The organism is Candidatus Palauibacter sp. (assembly GCF_965222475.1).
In the GTDB taxonomy this organism is placed as follows: domain Bacteria; phylum Gemmatimonadota; class Gemmatimonadetes; order Palauibacterales; family Palauibacteraceae; genus Palauibacter.
Genome location: NZ_CBDCUB010000006.1, coordinates 18126 through 41103, shown reverse-complemented (window position 1 = coordinate 41103; position 22978 = coordinate 18126). Strand labels below are relative to the sequence as shown.

Sequence of the window (22978 nt, the reverse complement as noted above, 5' to 3'; positions counted from 1 at the left end):
GGTGGCGGCGACGCGCATCCTGCTCGCCGGCGGCGGCACGGGAGGCCATCTGTATCCCGCGCTCAACCTGGCCGACGCGTTCGGGCGGCTGGCGCCGGACCTCGAGTGCGTGTTTCTGGGTGGCCGGAGGGGCCTGGAGGCGCGCGTGCTGCCGGACGCCGGGTATCGGTTCCGGCTCTTGCCGCTGCAGCCGCTGTACCGTCATCGCCCGTGGCGAAACTGGCATCTGTTCGCCTCCGCCCCGGCCGTCCTGGCGGGAGTCCGGCGGGCGTTTCGTGATTTCGATCCGGCGCTCGTCGTGGGGACGGGAGGTTATGTCGCGGCCCCGGCGCTCGCCGGCGCCCGGCTCCGGCGCGTCCCGTCGGCGATCCAGGAGCAGAACGCGGCCCCCGGGCTCGTGACGCGCCTCTTCGCGCCCGGGGTCGATCAGGTCCACCTCGGATATCCGGAGGCCGAGGCCCGGCTGCGCGTGCGGGACCGGAAGCGGCTGCGTGTGCTCGGGAACCCCGTCGCTCCGGGCGGAGGCGGGGGGGGCGCCGCCGGCTTCGCTTGGCCTCCGGGCCGGAACCTGCTCGTCTTCGGGGGGAGCCAGGGGGCGCTCGGGCTCAACCGGGCCTTCCTGCGCGATCTCGAATCGTCCGCGCAGCGCTCCGAGGCGTGGCCGGACGGCGTGTCGGTGGTGTGGATCGCGGGTCCGGCGCATGCGGGTCGCGTCTCCGCGCGCGTCTCGGCGCTTCCCTTCGCGGACCGGGTGCGTGTCGTCCCCTACATCGACGACCTCGGGCGACAGCTGGACCGCGTGGCCCTTGCGCTGTGCCGGGCGGGCGCGATGTCCCTGGCCGAACTGTGCGCCGCCGGCCGGCCGGCCGTGCTCGTGCCGCTGCCCACCTCGGTCGGCGGCCACCAGCTGACGAACGCGCGGGCGCTGGCACGCGCGGGCGCGGCCGAGCTTCGCGAGGAGGCGGCGCTGGAGCCCGGCGACCTGTGGTCGACGTGCCGCGCGATCCTGGCCGACGACGCCCGCCTCGACGGCATGTCCGCGGCTGCCGTGAGCCGCGGCCGGCCGGACGCGGCGCTCGCGATCGCGCGCGAGATGCTGACCCTTCTCGACCGGGCCGCGGCATGATCGGGACGGCGGCGGACGCGCGTCGTCCGGCGGGCAGGGCGGACCTCCCGGGGCCCGGGGCCCGCGTGCACCTCATGGGCATCGGGGGCGCCGGCATGCGGGGTCTGGCCGTGCTGCTGCAGGACGCCGGGTACCGCGTCAGCGGCTGCGACCGGGCCCCCGGCGACGCGTTGCGCGATCTCACGTCGCGCGGCATCCGCATCGAGGGCTCGCACGACGCGGCACACATTGCCGGAACGGAGCTGCTCGTGCGCAGTTCCGCCGTCCCCGCCGACCTCGCGGAAGTCGCCGGCGCCGCGGCGGCGGGCGTGCCCGTCATGCGCCGGGCCCGCGCCCTCGGCGCCCTCCTCGGCGACCGCACCGTGGTCGGCGTCGCCGGGACACACGGGAAGACGACGATCACGGCCATGACCGGCCACGCGGCGGCGGCGGCGGGCCTCGACCCGCTGGTCCTCGTCGGGGGCCGCGTCTCCGCCTGGGACGGCTTCGGCCGCCTCGGGGAGGGGCCCGCCATCGTGGAGGCCGACGAGTACGATCGTTCGTTCCTCGAACTCCGTCCGACCGTCGCCGTGGTCAGCTCCCTCGAAGCGGAGCACCTCGACACCTACGGAGACGTCGCCAGCCTCCGCTCGGCCTTCGCCGACTTCGTCGAGCGCGCGCGCCACGCCGGCGGCCTCATCTACTGTCACGACGACGACGGCGCCCGTGCCCTGGCCGAGTCCACGGGGTTCGGCCTCGGGTACGGGTTCGGGCCGGGCGCCTGGTGCCGAATCGAGACGGCGGGGCCGCGCGCCTGCAGGCTGAGATGGCCGGACGGCGTCGCGGAGATCACGCTCCGGGTTCCGGGACGCCACAACCGGCTCAACGCCGCGGCGGCCTTCCTCTCCGTCCTGAGGCTCGGGGGCGATCCCGGCCGGGCGGCGCGCGGGCTGGCGAGCTTCCGGGGCGTCGCCCGCCGGCTCGAACTCATCGCCGACTGCCCGGGTCTGAAGGTGTTCGACGACTACGCGCACCATCCGACGGAGGTCGCGGCGTCGATCGCGGCGCTCAGGGAGGCGCACCCCGATGCCCGCCTCACGGTCGTCTTCCAGCCGCACCTGTTCACGCGAACGCGCGACTTCGCGGGGGCGTTCGCCGACGCCCTCTCGGCGGCGGACGAAGCGCGCGTCCTCCCCGTGTATCCCGCCAGGGAGGCGCCGATCCCGGGCGTCGGCTCGGGGTTGATCACCGGCGCGGCCCCCGCGGCCGAGGCGATCGAACGCGACGCCGCCCTCGAACTCGTCTCGCGGGAGCGCGCGGCCGGCGATGGGGAGGCGGTCCTGGTTTACATGGGCGCCGGCGACGTCACCGACCTCGCGCACGCGGCCATCCGACGACGGACGGGCGATGCGGTGGGAGCGTGATGTCCCGCTGGGGCCGCTCGCCCGGTACCGCATCGGCGGGCCCGCCGCGCGGCTCGCCCGGCCCCGCTCCGTCGGGGAACTCGCCGCGGCTCTGCGCGACGCGGCCGGACGGGGACACCGCGTACTCGGGACCGGCGCCAACGTCCTCATCGGCGACGAGGGGTCCGCGCAGCCCGTCCTCGTCCTCGATGGCGAGTTCGCCTCCCTGCGGGTCGACGACGGCACGATCGAAGCCGGGGCCGCCGCCCGCCTCCCCGCTCTGGCCGGCGCCGCGCGTCGCGCCGGCCGGGACGGCTTCCACTTTCTCGAGGCCGTGCCCGGCACGGTCGGCGGCGGTCTGCGCATGAACGCCGGATCCCGGGAGGACTGGCTCTGGGACCGGGTCCGCTGGGCGGAGGCCGTGACCCCCGAGGGTGAACTCGTGCGGCTGCGCCCCGAGGAAGCGGCGCCCGCCTACCGCCACGTCGAGGTGCCGGCCGACTGGGTCTTCGTCCGCGCTCTGTTCACCGCGACCCCCGGTGACGCCGAGGCCATCCGCCACGCGCACCTGACCTTCCGCGAGCGCAAGGTGAGGGATCAGGTATACGAACTCCCCTCGGTCGGGTCGACGTGGAAGAATCCCGGCCCGCCGCACCCCGCCGCCTGGAGGATCGTCGACGAGGTGGGGATGCGGGGGGCCAGGGTCGGCGGAGCCCAGGTCGCGGAACGCCACGCCAACTTCATCGTGAATCTGGGCGGGGCGCGGGCCGGGGACGTGCTCGCGCTCATGGCCGAGACGCGCCGGCGCGCGCTGACGCGGTTCGATGTCGCGATCGAGCCCGAGATTCACCTGTGGGGGTTCGCGCCCGAGCAGCGCGCCCGCGTGGGGGCGGCGTGATTTCTCCCGTGTGGGACCCGGATGATCTCGCCCGCCCGGCGGCCGATGAGGACGGAGAGCGCAGGGCGCCGCGCTCGCGGCGGATGACCCGCCGGGGACGCCGGCAGCTCCTCGTCGTCCTCATCGCCGTCGCGACCGGGTTCTCGGTCCCCATCTGGGTCCCGCGCATCCTGGCCACCCTCCCGGCGTTCCGAATCGAAGAGGTCCGGGTCGTGGGGACGAACCACGCGCGGCCCGACGAGGTGAGGATGCTCGCCGCCATCGCCCCCGACGCGTCCGTGTGGGACGACCCCCGGACCTGGGAGTCGCGGATTCGCGAACACCCGCTGGTCCGCGAGGCGACCGCCCGGCGCAGCGGCTTCCGGGCCCTCGAGATCTCCGTGGTGGAGGAGCGCCCCGTCGCGCTGGTCGCGACGCCCGAGTTGCGTCCCGTGAGCCGGGACGGCCGGCTGCTCCCGCTCGATCCGTCGTCCGCGCGACTCGATCTCCCGATCATCCCCGGCCCCGTCGAGACAGACGGAGACTTCGTGACCGATCCCCGAATGCGCGAACTCATCGCCACCCTCGAACGGATGGATCGAACCCGTCGCGACTTCATCTCCCTCGTCTCCGAGGTCGGGCCGGCCGACCAAGGCGGCTACCGATTCCTCCTGCTACCCGGCGCCGGGGCGGATGTCGTGCTGCTGCCGCGGGAGGACCCCCTCGGCGCGCTCGACCGGGTCTCGATCGCGCTCGGCCAGATCGAGGATCGACGCGTCGCACGTGCGGACGCGCGCTTCACGGGCCAAGTTGTCATGACACGGGCGGAGGCGAGATGATCCAGGGGGTGGGGAGCATTGTCGGGGTGGATGTGGGATCGACGAAGACCGTCGCGGTCGTCGCCTCCGTGCCTCCCGGCCGCGAATCCACGGACCCGCTCGAGATCCTCGGGCTCGGCGTCACGGGATCGGAGGGCTTGAGCGGAGCGTCCGTCACCCATCTGGAGGCCGCCACGCGGGCCGTGCGCGCCGCCGTGGGGCAGGCGGAGGCGGTCGCCGGCCGCGAGGTGGAGGTCGCCTACGTGAGCGTGCCCAACGCCTGCGTGCGGACCGCGCGGTCGAAGGGCGTGCTCCCCATCTCCGGCTCGGAGGTCACCGCCCAGGACGTGAAGCGCGTGCAGGAAGTCGGCCGCGCCGTCCCGGTCACGTCCGACCACGAGTTGATCCACGCGCTGTGCCAGCAATACGCGGTCGACGGCCGCGATGCCGTACGGAACCCGGTCGGGATGACCGCCGCCCGCCTCGAAGCGGACCTCTGCATCGTGACCGCCGAGGTCGCGATCCTGCGCGACCTCTCGAAGATCGTCGACCGGGCGGGATACCGTGCCGACGAACTCGTCATGGGGCCGCTGGCCACGGCGCTGGCGGTGCTCGATGAGCGGGAGCGGGACGCGGGCGTGGCCCTGATCGAGATCGGCGGGGCGACCACGGACGTTCTCGTGTACCGGGACCACCGGATACTCCACGCGGCCACGCTGCCCTGGGGAGGGTCGACCGTGACGCGGGATATCGCGCGCGGCCTCGGAGTTCACGAGGATGAGGCGGCGCAACTCAAGGAGCAGTTCGGCGCGGCCCGGCGGGACGCGGTCGATGCCAGGGAAATGCTCGACGTGTCGGGGGCGCGCCACGGCGGCGCCCGGCGCGTATCGCGCGAGTTGCTGGCGCACATCATAGAACAGCGGCTGGACGAGATCCTGGGGCTCGTATACGAGGAACTGGAGGGGAGCGGGACGCTCGACCGCCTCGAGGCGGGGATCGTCCTCAGCGGCGGCACCGTCTCGCTCCCCCACATGGATGATCTGGCCAGGTCGGTGTTCAACCTGCCGGTGCGCATCGGCGTTCCGTCGCTGGGCATCACCGGCATGGTGGAAAGCGTCGCGCGCCCGTCCTACAGCACGGCGGTGGGGCTGGTCCTCTACGGCGCGGCGCGGGTTCCGGCTCGTGGGCTCGCGGGAGCGACACGGGCGTTCGCAAGGGTTGGAGGGTGGATCAGAGGATTCTTCTGATGGGAGGGGGGGGACACATGGTATTCGAATTCGACGACGGGATCCCGCGCAACGCGCGGATGAAGGTGGTGGGCGTGGGTGGCGCCGGCGGCAACGCCGTCAACCGAATGATCGACGAGGAACTCGAGGGCGTCGAGTTCATCGCGGTCAACACCGATGCCCAGGCGCTCAACGGGTCCGAGGCCCACCTCAAGGTCCAGATCGGGAAGGCGCTCACGCGCGGTCTCGGAGCCGGGGCGCGACCCGAGATCGGACGGCAGGCGATCGTGGAGAGCGAGGAGGAAACGCGCGCGGCGATCGCCGGGGCGGACCTTGTCTTCGTGACGGCGGGGATGGGCGGAGGCACCGGTACGGGGGCCGCCCCCGCGATCGGCCGCATGGCGCGCGAAATGGGCGCGCTCTGCATCGCGATCATCTCGCGGCCCTTCCACTTCGAGGGCAAGAAGCGGATGCGGCAGGCCCAGCTTGGCCTCCGCGAACTCCGCCGCGCCGTGGATACGATGATCGTCGTGCCGAACGAGCGCCTGCTCGCGGTGGTCGGCAAGGACACGACGTTCGGCCAGGCGCTGAAGAAGGCGGACGAGGTGCTCCTGCAGGCGACGCGGGGGATCTCCGACCTCATCTCGGTCACGGGCGAAGTCAACGTCGACTTCGCCGATGTGAGGACCGTGATGTCGAACCGCGGCGCCGCGCTGATGGGGACGGCGACGGCGAGCGGAGAAGAAAGGGCCGTCGAGGCGGCGCAGCAGGCCATTTGCTCCCCCCTGCTCGACAACGTATCCATCAACGGCGCGACGGGCGTCCTCATCAACATCAGCGGCGGCCCCGACATGACGATCGACGAGGTGACGACCATCAACTCGATCATCCACGAGGCCGCCGGCGAAGAGGGCGAGTTGATCTTCGGCGTCGTGCACGATCCTGAGCTCGAGGGTACGCTGCGCGTGACCGTGATCGCGACCGGATTCGGGGAGACGGAGGAGGAGAGGGACGAGCCCCGCGCGGCGGCGAAGGTCGCGCCGGCGCCACCGAACGGCCGGATCGTTATCGGATCGATGTACCAGGGGCCTTGCCTCTTCGACAACGAGGTGGAGAAGGTCGCGCCCCGGGCCACCGAGGTGGCCGGGGAAGTGGCGACCGGGGAAGTGGCGACCGGGGAGGTAGCGACCGAGGCAGTGGCGACCGAGGACGCCGCGGAAGAGTCGTGGGTCGGCGCCCGTCCCGATTTCGAGGATCTCGAGATCCCGACCTTCATTCGACGGCAGATGGACTAACGCGGTTGAACACGAGACGTCTCATAGCGGCCGGAACGGCCTTCGCGTGCCTTTCCGCCATGGGGTGGACCGCGTTCCGTTTCCGCGCGGGTCCCGCCGACGAGGTCAGGGTCGTCGAGGTCCCGACGCCCCCCGCCCCGGTCGCGCTCGTACACCGTCTGGCGTGGGGCGAGACACTCGGCGGCGTGTTCGAGAAGTACGGGCTGGATCGCGGCCAGACGCACGGGATCGTCGAGGCCATGGGCGCCTTCGAGAACCCTCGCCGGTTGCGCCCGGGCACCGAAATCCACTTCGTCCGACGGCCCGGTGAGACTCCCGCCCGGATCCGGATCCAGCTCGACCTGGACCGCGTGCTCCACATCTGGTCCGAGAGTGAGACCGCGCGGAACTGGGCGGCGCGGCTCGACTCGGTCGCGGTCACCCGCGACACCATCCTCCTCGCGGGACTCATCGAGACGAACCTGTTCGATGCCGAGCTGTCGGGTGACGTGGACCGGCTGGGCGACAGAGAACGTTTCGAGGTGGCGCACCGCCTCTCGCAGGTCTTCGCCTGGCAGATCGACTTCTGGCGGGACCTGCGGAGGAACGACGCCTACCGGATCCTCTTGGCGCGCGAGGTGCGGCCGGATGGTTCCGTGCGCAACGCCACGGTGCTCGCGGCCGACTTCCGCAACGACCGGCGTACCCTCACCGCGGTCGGATTCCAGCCCGAAGGGCTCGCGGGGGGCGTGGAGTACTACGACGCTTCGGGGGAGGCGATGCGGGGTCAGTTCCTGCTCGCGCCCCTGGACATCGTCCGAGTCACGAGCCGCTTCAACCAGCGACGCTTCCATCCCGTTCTGAGGCGTACGCGACCGCACCTCGGGGTCGACTACGGCGCCCCCGGGGGCACGCCCGTGCGGGCGACGGGAGCTGGCCGCGTGAGCCGCGCGGGCTCGTGGGGCAACTACGGCACGGCGATCGAGATTCGCCACGCGAACGGCATCCGCACCCGGTACGCGCACCTGAGCGGGATCGCGCGCGGAATCGGGAGCGGGATCCAGGTGGAACAGGCACAGGTGATCGGGTACGTCGGCGCCACCGGCCTCGCCACCGGGTCTCACCTGCACTACGAATTTCTCCGCAACGGGGCGCAGGTGAATCCGGCCCGTCTGCGGCTGCCGCGCGCAGAACCCGTCCCGGATGAGCTGCGCGCCCTCTTCGGGACCGTGCGCGACGATGTCCTCTCACGCCTGCGACGAGTTCCGATGCCGCTCCACACCGAGCCGCGCCTTCGCCGCACACAGGATTGACCTCCGGCCTCTGGGTTCTGGTCGCGCTCGGCGCGGTCGCGATCGCCGGCTGGGCCTATGGCACGCGAGAGGAGCGCGTGGCGGGGCGAAGCGGGCCGGCGGCGGTTCGGGCGGCGGCGATCTTCCTGATCCTCGGTGGCCTCGCCCTCCCCGCGCTGCGCGGGACCGGCCTGGGCGCTCCAGAACGCGTCGTGCTGCTCGACCTCTCGCGGAGCATGACGCTGCCGGTCCGGCCGGGGCACCCCTCGGCGCGAACCCGGCTGGACTCGGCCCTGGCGGTGCTGTCCTCCTTCACGCCGGACCGGGTGTACCTGTTCGGCGAGAACCCCGTGCCCGCGCCGCTCGACTCGCTGGCCGCGCTCATCGCCCGACACGACGCGAGCCGCCTCGAACCGGCCCTGCAGGCCGCGCGGCTGGGCGGGGCCGACAGCGTCCGGGTGCTCACCGATGGCGACCTCTCCGACCGGGCGGCCGCCATCGAGGCGGCGGAAGGCCTCGGCCTCGGCGTGCGCGAGATCCGGGTGGCCGCCCCGGCGCCCCGCGTCGGTTTGGCTGCGCTGCGTGCGCCGGAACGGGCCCGGGCCGGCGACACGGTCCGCGTCACGCTGGAGTTTCGGTCGGGCGGAGGTGGGGGTGAGCTGCCCGACAGCGTGAGCCTCCAGCTGGAACGCGAGGGCGAGGTCGTCGCCTCCTCGCGGGCCGCGCGTCCCGCTCCGGGGCGGACCGGCCGCGCCGAACTCGCCTTCGTCCCGCGGGACGAAGGCGGCGGGCCGGCCTGGCGGCGCTACGAGGCCGTGCTCGCCGACCCCCCCGATCCCTTCGGCATCTCCGGCCGGATCGGAACCTGGATCGAAGTCTCCGAGGCCGCCGCGGGCGCGCTGCTCGTCTCGACCGTCCCCGACTGGGAGGCGCGCTTCCTCGTCCCCGCGCTGGACCGGCTCGTGCTGGGCGGGGCGCGGGGCTACCTGCGGCTCTCGGACGGGCGCTTCCTGGAGATGGGAGCGACGCCCAGGGTCGTCGAGGAGTCCCGGGTGCGGGCCGCGGTCCAGGGCTCACGGCTGCTCGCGGTGCAGGCCGTCCCCGGGGAGATGCCGGCCTGGCTGGCCGCGGCGTTCGCCGCGCACCCGCGGACGCTCTTCTTCGCGGAGGGGGCGGGGGATGTGCCGGGCGTGGGCTCGCGGCTGACCGGGCCGCTGCCGGGGGAGTGGTACGCCGCCGGGCCCGTGCCCGCGAGCCCTTCGTCGGCGCTGCTCGCGGAGGCCGATCTCGACCCCCTGCCGCCGGTGCGCGAACTGTACGCCGTCGAGCCGCCGGGCCGCTGGTCCGTGCTCAACGCGAACCGGAACCGCCGAGGCGAGGGACGGCCTCTGCTCACGGCGGGAGAAGACGGCGCACGCCGGTGGGCGCTCTCGGCGGCCTCGGACTGGTGGCGTTGGTCGCTGCGCGGCGGCGACCCGAGACGCGTCTACGAGGGCGTGTTCAGCGGTATCGTCGGGTGGTTGGTCGAAGACGCCACGCCGCGCCTCGCATCGCTCATCCGCCCGCCGGCGGTCGGACGGCCCCCGGTGTGGCGCATCCGCCCCGGCTCCACCGACCTGTCGATCCGCCTTCTCGACGGGGAGGGTGCGGAAGTGTGGAGCGAGTCCGCCGCCGATCCGCCCCCCGAGGTCATCGGGCCCGCGCTGCCGATGGGGAGCTTCGAAGCCGTGGTGACGGCCACGGGCCCGGACGGTCCCGTCGAACTGCGGCGGCCCATCGACGTCGCGGCGGATCCGGCGGAGTTCCTGCCCGGTCCCGTGGCCGAGCCCCTCGCCATCGCGGCGCAGGCGCCGCCGCGGGCGCCGATGGAGGTTCGCCCGCCCAGGCCGGTGTGGCCGTTCCTCTTCGCCGTGCTCCTCCTGTGCGGGGAGTGGGTCTGGCGTCATCGGATCGGACTCCGGTGACCCCCGCCGTGTGCCGCCGCAAACGCGGCCTGTGGCGCCGGATCGTCGATTTCGCCCTCGCCGATGTGAACACACTCGTCGACGGGGGGCTGGACGACGCCGCGATCGAGGGTCTCGAGCAAGTGCTGCTCGAAGCGGACTTCGGGGTCGACATCACGCTGGAGCTGGTGGAGGAGCTCGAGAGGGCGGCGAGTCGCGGCGCCATCGCCACGGAGGACGATCTGCGCGACGTGTTGCGCGCCCGCCTCACGGATCTCCTCGCGGCGGCCGATCCCGGCGCAGATCCCGGCGCGGCGCCAGCGGGCCGGGCCGGACTGTGCGGAGGAGAGGAGGGGCCCGGCGTCGTCCTCGTCCTCGGCGTGAACGGAGTGGGGAAGACGACGACCGTCGCGAAGCTCGCGGCCCGCCTGCGGGGGGAGGGCCAACGCGTGCTCCTCGCGGCCGCGGACACCTTCCGGGCCGGGGCGCAGGCGCAGCTGCGGACGTGGGCCGAGCGGCTGGAGGTCGACTTCGTGGGCGGCCCCCCCGGGGCCGACCCGGCGTCGGTGGCGTTCGACGCCGTGACGGCGGCGCGGGCCCGGGGCGCGGCGTGGGTCCTCGTCGACACGGCCGGCCGTCTGCACACACAGGACGACCTGATGCGGGAACTCGGGAAGATCGACCGCGTCCTCGGCCGGCAGGTGGAGGGGGCGCCGCACGAACGGCTCCTCGTCGTCGACGCCACGTCCGGGCAGAACGTGGTGCGGCAGGCCCGCCGGTTCGGCGAGTTCCTCGATCTCACCGGGCTCGTGCTCGCCAAGTTCGACTCCACGGCGCGCGCGGGCACCGTCGTGTCCGTGGCGCGCGACCTCTCCGTGCCCGTCCGCTTCCTCGGGGTGGGAGAATCCCCCGAGGACCTCGAGGCCTTCTCGCCCGGCCGCTACCTGGACAAGATCCTCGTCGCGGACCCGTGATGCCGTGACGTCCGCGCGATCCCTCCTGCGGGGGCCGGTGCAGTACCTGAAGGGCGTGGGCCCCAGGCGGGCGGAGCGGTTCGCGCAACTCGGGGTGCACGCCGGGCGCGACCTCCTCTACCACCTGCCGTACCGCTACGAGGACGCGACGACCGTCGACGCGATCGCGGGGCTGCAGGTCGGCCAGGACGCGACCGTCATCGGTCGCGTGGTCTCGAAGGGCGTCATCCCCACCCGCCGGCGCCTGCGGGTGTTCCGGGCCGTGATCCGCGACGACAGCGGGCACATCGAGTTGGCCTGGCCGGGGCGGCCGTGGCTCGACCGCACGATCGACAAGGGCGACCTGCTCCTCGCGGCCGGGCCGGTTCGCTTCTACCACGGTCGGCAGCTCCAGCCGCGCGAGCACACGGTGCTGGCCCGAAGGTCCGACGATGCCGCCGCGTCCGACGATGGCGCGGCGGCCGCCGAACGGCCCGCGGCGGGCCGCGTCTTCCCGGTCTACGGGGCCACGCAGGGGCTCACGCACCGGCAGGTCCGGGCGGTCGTCCGGCTCAACCTGCCGCGCCTGCTCGCCGAACTCGGGGATGACGACCCGATCCCGCGCGCCTGGCTGACGGAGTTGTCGCTCCCGCCCCTCGCCGAGGCGCTGCGCACGCTCCACCGCCCGCCCGCCGTGGACCGGGTCACGCCATCACAGCGCCGCCTCGCCTTCGAGGAACTGTTCTTTCTGCAGCTCCTGCACGCCCGGGCGCGGGCCCGGCTGCGGCACGAGAGCGAGGGGATCGCCTTCGACGCCGCGCCCACGCTGACCCGCGCCCTGCCGCGCGCGCTCCCCTTCGAGCTCACCCGCGCCCAGCGGCGCGTGTGGGCCGACATCGAAGCCGACATGCGCCGGCCCACGCCCATGAACCGCCTCCTTCAGGGCGACGTCGGGAGCGGCAAGACCGTCGTGGCCGCGCTCGCGATGCTCAAGGCGATCGAGGGAGGCCGACAGGCCGCGATCATGGCGCCGACCGAACTGCTGGCGGAACAGCACCAGCGCACCTTCGTCGACATGCTGGGCCCGCTCGGCGTGGAGCCCGTCCTCCTCACGGGATCCGTTACCGGCAAGGCCCGGCAGGACGCGCTGGAGCGCATCGCGGACGGTCGCGCCCGCTTCGTCGTCGGCACCCACGCCCTCATCCAGGACGCCGTCGAGTTCGCGTCCCCCGGCCTCGTCGTCATCGACGAACAGCACCGTTTCGGCGTCGAGCAGCGCCGCCGCCTGCGCGAGAGCGGCCAGGCCTCAGACGCGCTCGTCATGTCGGCCACGCCGATCCCGCGCAGCCTCGCCCTCGTGCTCTACGGCGATCTCGACCTCTCCGTCATCGACGAACTGCCACCGGGCCGCCGCACGATCAGGACCGCCGTCCGCGGCCCCGGAAGCCGGGAAGCCGCGTTCGACTTCGTGGGCGACCAGATGGCCGCGGGCCGCCAGGCGTACGTCGTCTACCCGCTCGTCGAAGAGTCGGAGACCCTCGAAGCCCGCGCCGCCACCGTGATGTTCGAGCGTCTCCAGACCCGCTTCGCGGACTTCAACGTGCGGCTGCTCCACGGCCGGCTCTCCTCCGCCGAGAAGGAGGAGGCGATGCGCAGCTTCCTTGCCGGCGACACGCAGTTGCTCGTCGCGACGACGGTCATCGAGGTGGGGATCGACGTGCCCAACGCGACCGTGATGCTCGTCGAGGACGCAGAGCGCTTCGGCCTCGCGCAGCTGCACCAGCTCCGGGGGCGCGTCGGCCGCGGCGCGGAGCAGTCGTACTGCATCGTGTTCCACGCCGCGGCGGAGCCGTCAGAACGCCTGCTCGCCTTCGAGAAGACGTCGGACGGCTTCAAGCTCGCGGAGGACGATCTGCGGATCCGCGGGCAGGGCGACCTGTTCGGCAAGGAGCAGCACGGCACCCCGCTGCTCAGGTTCGCCCAGCTGGACCGCGACCACGATCTGCTCGAGGACGCCCGGCGGCGGGCCCGCGCCATCGTCGCCGACGACCCCGGGCTCACGAAGCCCGCCCACCGCGCGCTCAGGCACGCCCTCGACGCCCGCTACGCCCAACGCGAGGCGCTCTATCGCGTAGGCTGATTCGCGGCCTGCAGGCGCACAGGCTTCGTCACGGGCTTTCCCGACCCGTCCAAGACCAGGAGCCTGAGGCCCGCTCCCCGGTTGTCCGGATCCCGGCGAGGGCGATTGCTCCGTCCGGGGGAGGGGACGCAACTTGTCGCCGGCTCGAACCCCGTCCCTCGATCATCCCTCAACGGAATCATTCATGGCAGAATACTCCAGCGCCATTCGCGGGTTGCCCGCGCGGGTCGGCCATGAGGTGCGGCTCCGCGGGTGGGTCCGGCGTCTCCGCTCCAGCGGCAGGATCTCCTTCCTCGTGCTGAGGGACGGGACGGGCGAGGTCCAGTGCGTGTTCGTGAAGAACGAGGTTTCGCCCGAGGCCTGGGAGCGGCTGGCCGAGGCCGGGCACGAGGCGTGCGTCGCCGTCACCGGCACCGTGCGCGCCGACGACCGGGCGCCGTCCGGCGTCGAACTCACCGCCTCCGACATCGAGGTGCTCGGGCCGTCGGAGGATTATCCGATCCAGCCCAAGGAGCACGGGATCGACTTCCTGCTCGAGCACCGCCACCTGTGGCTGCGCAGCCCCCGTCAGATCGCGATCATGCGCGTCCGCGACGAGGTGATCCGCGCCATCCACGCCTTCCTGCACCACGAGGGCTTCGTCCACGTCGACACGCCGATCCTCACCGGGGCGATCGGCGAGTCCGCGGGGACCCTGTTCGAGACCGAGTACTTCGACCTCGGCACGGCCTACCTCGCGCAGACCGGACAGCTCTACGTCGAGGCGGCGGCCGCGGCGCTGGGCAAGGTGTACTGCTTCGGACCCACCTTCCGGGCCGAGAAATCGAAGACGCGCCGGCACCTGACCGAGTTCTGGATGGTGGAGCCCGAGGCCGCGTGGCTCGACTCCGAGGGCAACATGGCGCTTCAGGAGCGGTTCATCTGCTGGATCGTGATGCGCGTCCTCTACAACCAGCGCGAGCAACTCGAGATCCTGGGCCGCGACATCTCGAAGCTCGAGGCGATCGCCCCGCCCTTCGACCGCATCAGCTACACGGACGCCGTCGCGTGGCTGCAGGCGCGCGGGAGCGAGATCGAGTGGGGGGCGGATCTGGGGGCCACGGACGAGACCCGCCTGGTGGAGGGCCGCGAGAAGCCGCTGTTCGTGTTCGACTATCCGAAGGGCGTGAAGGCCTTTTATATGAAGGAGAACCCGGAGGATCCCCGGACCGTGAAGTGCAACGACCTGCTGGCCCCGGAGGGGTACGGCGAGGTTATCGGCGGAAGCCAGCGCGAGGACGACCACGACAGGCTGCTCGCGCGGATCCGGGAGGAGAAGCTCCCGGAGGCGTCCTACGACTGGTATCTCGACCTGCGACGCTACGGGACGTTCGTCCACAGCGGCTTCGGGCTCGGGATCGAGCGCACCGTGACCTGGATGTGCGGGATCGATCACCTTCGGGAGACGATCGCGTTCCCCCGGATGATGACCCGTATCACCCCATGACCCGTATCGCGCGACAACCCGGATCACGCAGCGGAATTGTGCTGAAGAAGGAGGACGTATGACGCGGAAACAGCTTCTGGTGGCGACCCTGGCGCTCGGACCGGCGCTGGCGCTCGGCGGGGCCGTGGCGCTCGCAACGCCGCTCGCGGCGCAGGAACACGACGAGATGGCCGAGATGATGCACTCGGTCGAGTACCTCGGCGGACGACCCAACTCGCCCTTCTCCGAGGCGGTGCGGGTCGGGAACGTGCTCTACCTTTCCGGCAAGCTCGGCACTGTGCCGGGGGATGGCCTGGTCGAGGGTGGCATCGTCCCTGAGACGGAGCAGACGCTTCGCAACATCGCCGACGCGCTCGAGCGCTACGGATCTTCGATGGACGAGGTCGTGAAGTGCACCGTCTTCCTGGCCGACATCGCCGACTTCCGGGACATGAGCCAGACGTACTTGGGCTTCTTCCCGAACCACCGGCCGGCTCGCAGCGCGGTCGCGGTGGGCGCCCTCGTGCTGGACGCGCGCGTCGAGATCGAGTGCATCGCGACCATCGGCCTCCCGGGCAGCCCCTAGCCGCCCGGGGCGTCGCTCCGTGATCCGGCTCACCTGGCTCGGCTTCGTCATCGGGGCGCTCGTGTTCGCGGTGCTCGGGATGTGGATGAACACCCAGATCGGCGCGCCGATGTTCTCGAACCCCGGCCCCGTCGGGATCCTCGCCCTCATCGGCGGCACGACGTCGGGCCTCGTGAGCCCGCTCCTCTTCCGGCGCGCCGACGCCCGTCGTGCCCGCCGTTGTCGCCGCGGGGACCGCGACCCGGAGCGCTAGCTGGCCAGGCCGGAGACGTTCCCGCGGGAACGCCGGGACCCGCCAGTCGGGCAACTGGCTGAAGCGGACGTTCCCGCGGGAACGTGCAGATCTGGAGTTCACGGCTCTCGAGGCAGGTCCCAAGGGGTGCGAGAAAGGTCGAACCAGATGCTCGTCGTGTACGGGCCATTCCAGATGTTCCCGCTCATCCGGTGCCCCTTTTCGTCAACAAACCCCCGGTAACGGGGTGACGAGCCGGTCAGGGCCATCAACACCTCGCGCGTGTTCGGGCTGTAGAAGCCTTCGACAGGGTAGCGGCGAGCGTTGTCGATGCTCCCGGAACCGGGGTCGACAAGTATGGACCCGGTGAACCTCTCGACGCCTATCGCCGGCCGGTGCGCCGTCACCTCGAGCCTTAGCCTCGTACCCGTCCCCGTACCCGGACTCCCCCCATCGTCTCCCAAGCTTCCCATCCACGTACCGTTGAGTACTACTTGGCGGGAGGTGGGCTCGTGAACGCCGCCACAGCTCGAGGCGAGGAACGCCCCGATCAGCACCAGGGAGCGCGTCGCCCTCGGGCGCGACACGGTTTCGGAACGTACGCGCTTGAACTTGAGAAGCTCGCGCCCTGTCATCCTCCGACTCCTGCCCGCCGTTGGGTCGGCGCTGGATTCGGGTGGGAAGCTAAGTGCCGCTCGTCTCTCCAGGCAGGGTGAGGCCCCGCAGGGTGCCGGCGTCGAGACGGTGTCCGCCGGCATAGGTGTGTGAGGTGAAGCCGACGCCGACCGCCCGAAGCCGCGCCTCGTGGGCGTCGACGGCGGCCGCATCGTAGTACTCGTCCGCATCGCCCACGACGAGGTGTAGGTCGGCGGCCGAGAGCGTGGCCCCGTGCTCCGCCAGGTCCAGGTCGGGCGGGACCGTGCCGCCCCACAGCATCGCGCGGTCGATCCGCGCGCGGCCGAACGCCAGCCAGCGGCAGAGCGTGTGCACGCCCTGGGAGAAGCCGAGGCCGACGATCCGTACCGGCTTCGACCCGCCCGTTCTCGGTCGCGACTCCTCGGCGAGGATGTGCGCGTGGAGGCGGTCGAGGTAGCCGACGTAGTCGTCGATATCCGTGAGGCGGTCTTCGCTCGTCATCCACGAGGCGCCCACCCTGCGCGACTCGTGGTCGATGTACTGCCGGTGCAAGCCCTCCGGGGCCACGATGCACCGCGCACCCGTGTGGATCGGCTGGAAGTAGCGCAGGAATCGATGCGCGAGTTGGTTATAGCCGTGCAGGGCGAACCAGATCTCGGTCGCCGGCCGCTCGTGCGGCTCGAGGACGGCGTATCGCACGCGCCGTTCGATCGTGATGTGTCTGGGTTCGACCGCCACCGCACCTCCGGTTGCAGAAGGAGTGATAGATTGCCACTCCCGGGGGGACGGGGCCACGGCCAGCGGCCGTGCGACCCCGGGAAACCAGTGCAACGAGTAGCGGCGGAACGAGCATGGCTTCCGAGTTCGTCTACAGCAGACGGGTCGAGTTCGCGGATACCGACACCGCGAACCTGATCCACTTCACGGCGCTCCTGAAGTTCATGGAGGAGGCGGAGCACGCCCTCTACCGGTCGTTCGACTTCGTCGGCTATCGCTGGAGCGAGGATTCGGTGTTCGGGATGCCGCGCGTCTCCGTCTCGTGCGACTATCTGGGGGCGGTCCGCTACGGCGACGAGGTCGACGTGAGACTTCGGGTGCTCGAAGTGCGGCGCAAGGCGATCCGCTACGCCGCCGAGTTCACGATCGAACGTTCCGGAGAAAGAGAGGTCGTGGCCCGCAGCGACTGGACCGTCGTCTGCGCCCGCCGCGACCACGGCAGCCTCGACTGGCGCGGCATCGAGATCCCGCCGCCGCTCAAGGCCAGGCTGGAGGCGCTGCTGGCTTCCCTCTGCTAACGGTGCGTAACAAGGACGTTGGTGACCGGTAGCTCCACGAGACGCTGGAAGGGAGTACGGCGCGTCCAATGCGCGTATGCCGCCGTCGATCTGCCGCCGCCCGGCACCGCCCGAGGGAGCAACCTGAGGCGCCCGGGGGTTCCTGGGAGTCCCTGTGAAGCGTTAAGCCAATTGAAGATTGAACTTTCAATTGGCTTAAGCCGATGCAGGGGTGCTGACTCCTCCCACGAGTGCTTGAGATCTCGCGCCGTTGCTCAGGCGGGCCGCGGCGAGCCATGCCCGTTGTGACGCTGGTGTGAGGTCCTTGCCGGAAAACTCTCTTCCTACTCGTAGATTCGGTGAACAACTATCCTGAAATCCAGACCTAACGACGGCCTTCATCGCGAAACGCGAGAATCTCCGCGACCGAGAGGTTGCCGTGTCGGTCGCGCAACTCTCTCAGCCTTCTCACCGCCGTGTCCTCCCGCTGCGCCTGCGGATTCGTAGCTGCGTCGAGCACGGTCACGACATTGCGGCCGTGGGCGTCGGCGAGGTCGGCGACCTGGTGTCGGCAGCTCGTGCCGTTGGCCACCAGCCATTCGTCGTCGGCGAGGACGCGGACGGCGGGGAGCAATTCGAGTTCGGCGACGCGACGGGAGACATCTGCATGCTCCGACTCGTAGCCGAACGAGCCGGCCATGCCGCAGCACCCGGCAAGGATCGCTTCGACCTCGAGGTCGGGTATGGCGCGGAGGACTTCAAGCGTCGCTCCGTCCGCGCCGAACGCCTTCTCGTGGCAGTGGCCGTGGACGCGAACGCGCCGGACGGGCAGGGGAGCGAGGGCCAGCCGTTCCAGCGCGCCCGACTCGACCAGCCATTCCGGGAGGAGCCGGGCCTGCTCGGCGATCGCCGTCGCCTCGGGTCCCGGATCCAGCGCGGGCAGTTCGTCGCGCAGCGTGAGCAGGCACGACGGTTCGAGACCGACCACCGGGACTCCGTCCGCGACGAACCGACTCAGCGCTCGCACGGTGCGGTCGAGTTCGACGCGCGCCTCCTCGACCAGCCCGGCGTTGAGGAAGGTTCGCCCGCAGCATAGCGGCCGGCCCGCCGTGGAAGCCTCCTCCACACGCCACCCCGCTCGCCCCAGCACGCGCATGGCGGCGCGGGCGATCTCGGGTTCGAAGTAGCGCGTGAAGGTGTCGACGAAGAGCGCCACCCTCGGCCTGCGCGCCGCTTCCGCGGAAGGCCAGGACGGGGCCGAGAACGGTCGAGACGACCAGCGGGGCAGGGGGCGGTCGGCGGCCAGGCCGGCCACCCGCTCCCCGAGGCGCGCGAGGGCCGGGACCCGGTTCCGGAGGTTGACGAGCGGTGCGACACGGGAAGCCAGCGGCGCGTAGCGGGGGAGATACGCGAGCGCTCGCTCCCGCGGAGAGAGCGGGCGCTCGGCGCGCAGGCGGTGCAGGAACTCCACCTTCATGCGGGCCATGTCGACCCCGGTCGGACACTCGCGGCGGCACGCCTTACACCCCAGGCAGAGGTCCATCGCCTCGTACAGTTCCGGCGACGTCCACGGGTCCTCCCCCAGCTGTCCCGAGAGCGCCAGCCGCAGTGCGTTGGCGCGCCCCCGCGTGGAATGCCGTTCGTCGCTCGTGGCGCGGAAAGACGGGCACATCACGCCGGGGCTCCGCTTCAGGCAGGTGCCGTTGTTGTTGCACATGTCGACCGCCGGCGAGAAGCCGCCCCACTTCTCCCAGTCGAGCGCCGTCGGCAGCTTTCGGGTCTCCAGTCCGTATCGGGCCCGCAGGAGCGAGGGCTCGTTCATGCGGGGCGGGGCGACGATCTTCCCGGGGTTCAGGCGGTCCTCGGGATCGAAGCGGCGCTTGATCTCTCCGAAGGCGGAGACGAGACGCGTCCCCAGCATCGGTTCGAGGAACTCGGAGCGGATCCAGCCGTCGCCGTGCTCGCCCGAATGCGAGCCCCCGAGTTCGCCCGCGAGCGCGAACGCGTCGGCGGCGATCGCCCGCAGCCGCTCCACATCTTCTCCATCCCGCAGGTCGAGCGCCGGCCGGACGTGGAGACAGCCGACGGAGGCGTGCGCGTACCACACCGCGTGGGTCGCGTGGCGCTCGATGACGTCCGTCAGTCGGCGGTACCACTCGGGCAGACGCTCGAGCGGGATCGCGCAGTCCTCGATGAAGGCGAGGGGTTTGCGCTCGGCGGGCTGGGACATCGAAATGCTCAGTCCCGCCTTCCGCAGCGCCCAGATGCGGGTCTGGAAGGCGGGGGATTCCGCGCGGGTGACGCCCACCGCGACCCCGCCCAGCGCGGACTCGAGCCGCGAGAGGGAGGCCGAGACCCGCTCCGGGTCGTCGTCGGCGAACTCCACCACGAGGATGTCGCGAGGCTTGCGGCGACCGTCCTCGCCGAGCTGGCGGAGCACCCGCTCGAAACTCGGCATCTGCGCGGCCAGCCCGAGTACGGTCGCGTCGAACAGTTCGACCGCCGTCGGTTCGAGCGCGACGATCGCCGGGACGGCAGCCAGCGCCTCCGCGGTACCAACGAAGCGACACACACCGAGCGCGCGTACGGCGGGAATAGGCTGAAGGTCGAGTTCGAGCGCGGTGAACAGCGCGAGCGTCCCCTCCGAGCCCACGAGAAGATCCGACAGCCCGGCGCCGTCCCGGCCCAGACGGTGCAGCGCATAGCCGGCCACATGCCGGGGGACGTCCGGAACCTGCCGCGCCAGCTCGCCGGCCTCCCGCCGGTAGAGCGCCCGCATGTCGGCTCCGAGGCTGTCCCCGGGCGCTGTGCCCGGCGTGGCGTCGCGGGCGAACTCGGCGCGCCGGCCGTCGGCGAGCACCGCCTCGATGCCGCGGACGTGCTCGACCATGTGCCCGTACCGCACCGACCGCGCCCCGGCGCTGTTGTTGCCCGCCATGCCCCCGAGCGTCGCGCGGCTCGCCGTGGCCACGTCGATCGGGAAGAAGAGCCCGTGCGGCCGCAGGAACGCGTTCAGCCGGTCCAGCACGATGCCCGGCTCGACCACCACCCTCCGAGCGGCCGGATCGAAGTCCAGCACGCCGTTCAAGGCGCGGCTCGTGTCGGCGATGACCCCGCGCCCGATCGACTGGCCGCTCTGCGACGTCCCGGCCCCCCGCACGACGACCGACGTATCGTGTTCACCGGCGACCTCGATCATCCGCCGCACGTCCTCCGCCGACTCCGGGAACACGACCCCCAGCGGACGCACCTGGTAGATCGACGCATCCGTACTGTAGAGTCCGCGCGTGAAGCGGTCGAAGCGGACTTCCCCCCGCAGGCCGGCGCGCAGCCGCGCCTCGAGTCGGGGGCGGTGCCGTTGCGTACCGGGGCGGTCGTGAGAGATTGGGCGGGTCACGAGCCAAGTTGTATCGGCGAAAGCCCCGACCTGACAAGAGCGTCACGAACGAAAGAACCGCCTTGACCTACCGCAGCGGCAGCCACTTCCTCCAGCTTCCGGGCCCCACCCAGGTCCCCGGGCGCGTGTTCCGCGCCATGAACCGGGCCGTGATCGATCACCGCGGGCCCGAGTTCGGGCGCATGGCGCTCGGACTGTTCGAGGGTCTGAAGCGGGTGTTCGGCGACCCCGCGCACGTCTTCATCTTCCCCTCCTCCGCCAGCGGCTGCTGGGAGACCGCCCTCGTGAACACGCTCGCCCCCGGCGATCGCGTCCTCCTCTGGAGCAACGGGTTCTTCGCCTCGAAATGGGGGGATTTCGCCCGCGAGTTGGGGTCCGACGTCGAGATCCTCGAGGGGGACTGGCGACGCCCCGCCGACGCGGAGACGATCGCTGCCCGGCTCGCCCAGGACCGGGAGCGGCAGATCCAGGCGGTGCTCGTCGTCCACAACGAGACCTCGACCGGCGTGACCAGCGACATCGCCTCCGTCCGCGCCGCCCTCGACGAAGCCGGCCATCCCGCGCTCCTCATGGTCGACGCCGTGTCGTCGCTCGCCGCCACCCCCTACCGGCAGGCGGAGTGGGGCGTGGACGTCACCGTGTGCGGGTCCCAGAAGGGGCTCATGCTCCCCCCCGGACTCGGCTTCTGCGCCGTGAGCGAGAAGGCGCTCGACCGTCACCGGGAGGCCGCGCCGGCGCCGCGCGCCTACTTCGACTGGACGGCGATGCTGGGGGACAACGAGTGCGGCTACTTCCCCCACACGCCGCCCACCACGCTCCTCTACGGCCTCGAGGCGTCGCTCGCGATGCTGCGGGAAGAGGGAGCCGACGCCACCTTCGCGCGGCACGCCCGCCACGCCGAGGCAACGCGCCGCGCCGTCGCCGGGTGGGGCCTCCGCAACTACTGTCAGGATCCGAAGGCGGTGTCGAACGCCGGGACCACGGTGATGGTGGGAGAAGGGGAGGACGCCGAAGCGTTCCGTCTCGCCGTGCTCGAGCGCTTCGACATGTCGCTGGGGACGGGCCTCGGTCCCTTGAAGGGGAAGGTGTTCCGGATCGGACACCTCGGAGACCTCAACGAACTCATGCTGATGGGGGCGCTGGCCGGCGTGGAGATGGGGCTGAAGACCTCCGGGATCGCGCACACGACGGGCGGGCTGGCCGCAGCCGCCGAGTTTCTGGCCGAGGTATGAGGCGGCCCATGAGAAGAGTTTCGCTCGTGCGGTCGACGCCGCCCGCCCGCCCGACGCCGCCCGCCCGCCCGCCGCCGCCCGCCCCGCCGAGACTGGCCGCCACGCTGACGACCGTGGCCGCGCTGTCCTTCGGGTGCGGAGGAGGGAGCGGGGAGCCGGGGGTCGTCGAACTCTCGCTGGGCCACGTCGGGTCGCCCGGCTCGCTCTACGACGTGACCGCCAACGAGTTCGCGCGCCGCGTGAACGAGCGCCTGGCCGGCCGGGCCGAACTCCATGTGTACGGCGCCAGCCAGCTCGGCGGCGACGATGCGATGCTGCAGCGCCTGCGTTTGGGCACGCTGGACATGTCCATCCCCTCCACCATCATGTCCTCGATGGTCGACGCCTTCGGCCTGTTCGAGATGCCCTACCTGGTCCACGACCGCGAGCACATGAAGCGGATCGAGGAGGCCGTCGTGTGGCCCGACCTCGCGCCGCGCGCGGAGGCGGCGGGTTACCGGATCCTCGCGGTGTGGGAGAACGGGTTCCGTCACATCACCAACTCCCGGCGGCCCATCCACGGGCCGGAAGACCTCAGCGGGATCAAGCTCCGGACGCCGCGCGGGGTATGGCGGGTGAAGCTCTTCCAGGCGCTGGGCGCGAACCCGGCGCCGATGCCGTTCTCCGAGGTCTTCGTCGCGCTCCAGACGGGGGTGATGGACGGACAGGAGAACCCGCTCACGCAGGTGACGAGCGCCAAGCTGCACGAGGTCCAGGACTACCTCTCCCTCACGGGCCACGTCTACAGCCCCGCCTTCGTCACGACAGGCGCGGGGCGGTGGGAACGCCACCCTCCGGAGATCCGCGCCGAGGTGGAGGCGATCGCGCGCGACATGCAGTCGTTCGTGTACGAGACGGCCGCGCGCATGGACGAGGAACTGCTCGCCGAACTCGAGGCGACGGAGATGGCGATCAACGAAGCCGATCCCGCCCGCTTCGAGACCGCGAGCGAGCCCGTGTACGAGGAGTTCGCGGCGAGCGTCGAGGGCGGACAGGCGCTGATCGACAAGGCCCGGGCGGTCGCCGGCCCGGAGGCACCCGGCTCGGAGGCCGACGGGCCGGAGGGCGGCTCATAGCCGGGCCTCG

Annotated in this window: 19 protein-coding genes; 16 read left to right on the top strand and 3 right to left on the bottom strand. The window is 71.8% G+C overall.

Annotated elements, in window-relative coordinates:
- Nucleotide 1 precedes the first annotated feature (1 nt).
- From ACOQPP_RS10945 to ACOQPP_RS10885, 13 genes are all read left to right on the top strand, one after another.
- Nucleotides 2-1126, top strand: coding sequence for a UDP-N-acetylglucosamine--N-acetylmuramyl-(pentapeptide) pyrophosphoryl-undecaprenol N-acetylglucosamine transferase (locus ACOQPP_RS10945; protein WP_419166965.1), 1125 nt, complete (start codon nt 2-4; stop codon nt 1124-1126).
- The gene (murC, locus tag ACOQPP_RS10940) at nt 1123-2529 is read left to right on the top strand and encodes a UDP-N-acetylmuramate--L-alanine ligase (protein ID WP_420636530.1); all 1407 of its coding nucleotides are present in this window, start codon (nt 1123-1125) and stop codon (nt 2527-2529) included. The genes ACOQPP_RS10945 and murC overlap by 4 nt, the downstream gene beginning before the upstream one ends.
- Nucleotides 2513-3406: a UDP-N-acetylmuramate dehydrogenase gene (murB, locus tag ACOQPP_RS10935; protein ID WP_419166967.1), complete on the top strand. Its 894-nt coding sequence runs from the start codon at nt 2513-2515 to the stop codon at nt 3404-3406. The genes murC and murB overlap by 17 nt, the downstream gene beginning before the upstream one ends.
- A complete protein-coding gene (locus ACOQPP_RS10930; RefSeq protein WP_419166968.1) occupies nt 3403-4224 on the top strand; it encodes a cell division protein FtsQ/DivIB in 822 nt (273 codons plus the stop codon). The genes murB and ACOQPP_RS10930 overlap by 4 nt, the downstream gene beginning before the upstream one ends.
- Nucleotides 4221-5450 carry a cell division protein FtsA gene (gene ftsA / locus ACOQPP_RS10925; RefSeq protein ID WP_419166969.1) on the top strand — a complete coding sequence of 410 codons (1230 nt, stop codon included), beginning with the start codon at nt 4221-4223 and terminating at the stop codon, nt 5448-5450. Before ACOQPP_RS10930 ends, ftsA begins: the two co-directional genes overlap by 4 nt.
- A gap of 17 nt (nt 5451-5467) precedes the next feature.
- Entirely contained in the window at nt 5468-6724 is a 1257-nt protein-coding gene (gene ftsZ / locus ACOQPP_RS10920) for a cell division protein FtsZ (RefSeq protein WP_419166970.1), read from the top strand.
- 5 nt (nt 6725-6729) lie between these two features.
- A complete protein-coding gene (locus ACOQPP_RS10915; protein WP_419166971.1) occupies nt 6730-8016 on the top strand; it encodes a M23 family metallopeptidase in 1287 nt (428 codons plus the stop codon).
- Nucleotides 8013-9959 carry a hypothetical protein gene (locus ACOQPP_RS10910; RefSeq protein WP_419166972.1) on the top strand — a complete coding sequence of 649 codons (1947 nt, stop codon included), beginning with the start codon at nt 8013-8015 and terminating at the stop codon, nt 9957-9959. Before ACOQPP_RS10915 ends, ACOQPP_RS10910 begins: the two co-directional genes overlap by 4 nt.
- A complete protein-coding gene (gene ftsY / locus ACOQPP_RS10905) occupies nt 9956-10912 on the top strand; it encodes a signal recognition particle-docking protein FtsY (RefSeq protein ID WP_419166973.1) in 957 nt (318 codons plus the stop codon). The genes ACOQPP_RS10910 and ftsY overlap by 4 nt, the downstream gene beginning before the upstream one ends.
- Nucleotides 10913-10916: 4 nt before the next feature.
- Nucleotides 10917-13031 carry an ATP-dependent DNA helicase RecG gene (gene recG, locus ACOQPP_RS10900; RefSeq protein ID WP_419166974.1) on the top strand — a complete coding sequence of 705 codons (2115 nt, stop codon included), beginning with the start codon at nt 10917-10919 and terminating at the stop codon, nt 13029-13031.
- A gap of 184 nt (nt 13032-13215) precedes the next feature.
- Nucleotides 13216-14517 (top strand): asparagine--tRNA ligase, encoded by a 1302-nt coding sequence (gene asnS, locus ACOQPP_RS10895; protein ID WP_419166975.1) that lies wholly within the window; start codon nt 13216-13218, stop codon nt 14515-14517.
- A gap of 58 nt (nt 14518-14575) precedes the next feature.
- Nucleotides 14576-15082 carry a RidA family protein gene (locus tag ACOQPP_RS10890; RefSeq protein WP_420636529.1) on the top strand — a complete coding sequence of 169 codons (507 nt, stop codon included), beginning with the start codon at nt 14576-14578 and terminating at the stop codon, nt 15080-15082.
- Nucleotides 15083-15101: 19 nt separating this feature from the next.
- Nucleotides 15102-15335 carry a hypothetical protein gene (locus tag ACOQPP_RS10885; protein ID WP_419166977.1) on the top strand — a complete coding sequence of 78 codons (234 nt, stop codon included), beginning with the start codon at nt 15102-15104 and terminating at the stop codon, nt 15333-15335.
- Nucleotides 15336-15433: 98 nt separating this feature from the next.
- On the opposite strand, the gene ACOQPP_RS10880 is transcribed toward ACOQPP_RS10885, so the two are convergent.
- Together ACOQPP_RS10880 and ACOQPP_RS10875 are read right to left on the bottom strand one after the other, a co-directional pair.
- The gene (locus tag ACOQPP_RS10880) at nt 15434-15949 is read right to left on the bottom strand and encodes a hypothetical protein (protein ID WP_419166978.1); all 516 of its coding nucleotides are present in this window, start codon (nt 15947-15949) and stop codon (nt 15434-15436) included.
- A gap of 49 nt (nt 15950-15998) precedes the next feature.
- Nucleotides 15999-16688: an alpha/beta hydrolase gene (locus tag ACOQPP_RS10875; RefSeq protein WP_419166979.1), complete on the bottom strand. Its 690-nt coding sequence runs from the start codon at nt 16686-16688 to the stop codon at nt 15999-16001.
- Nucleotides 16689-16801: 113 nt separating this feature from the next.
- On the opposite strand from ACOQPP_RS10875, the gene ACOQPP_RS10870 reads away from it, so the two are divergent.
- A complete protein-coding gene (locus ACOQPP_RS10870) occupies nt 16802-17245 on the top strand; it encodes an acyl-CoA thioesterase (protein ID WP_419166980.1) in 444 nt (147 codons plus the stop codon).
- Between the two features lie 364 nt (nt 17246-17609).
- Here ACOQPP_RS10870 and ACOQPP_RS10865 read toward each other — a convergent pair whose 3' ends face one another.
- Nucleotides 17610-20621 carry an FAD-binding and (Fe-S)-binding domain-containing protein gene (locus tag ACOQPP_RS10865; RefSeq protein ID WP_419166981.1) on the bottom strand — a complete coding sequence of 1004 codons (3012 nt, stop codon included), beginning with the start codon at nt 20619-20621 and terminating at the stop codon, nt 17610-17612.
- A gap of 62 nt (nt 20622-20683) precedes the next feature.
- Between ACOQPP_RS10865 and ACOQPP_RS10860 the strand changes: the two genes are divergently transcribed.
- Both ACOQPP_RS10860 and ACOQPP_RS10855 read left to right on the top strand, forming a co-directional pair.
- Complete coding sequence (locus ACOQPP_RS10860; RefSeq protein WP_419166982.1) at nt 20684-21853, top strand: pyridoxal-phosphate-dependent aminotransferase family protein; 1170 nt, start codon at nt 20684-20686, stop codon at nt 21851-21853.
- 8 nt (nt 21854-21861) lie between these two features.
- A complete protein-coding gene (locus ACOQPP_RS10855) occupies nt 21862-22968 on the top strand; it encodes a TRAP transporter substrate-binding protein (protein ID WP_419166983.1) in 1107 nt (368 codons plus the stop codon).
- Nucleotides 22969-22978 lie beyond the last annotated feature (10 nt).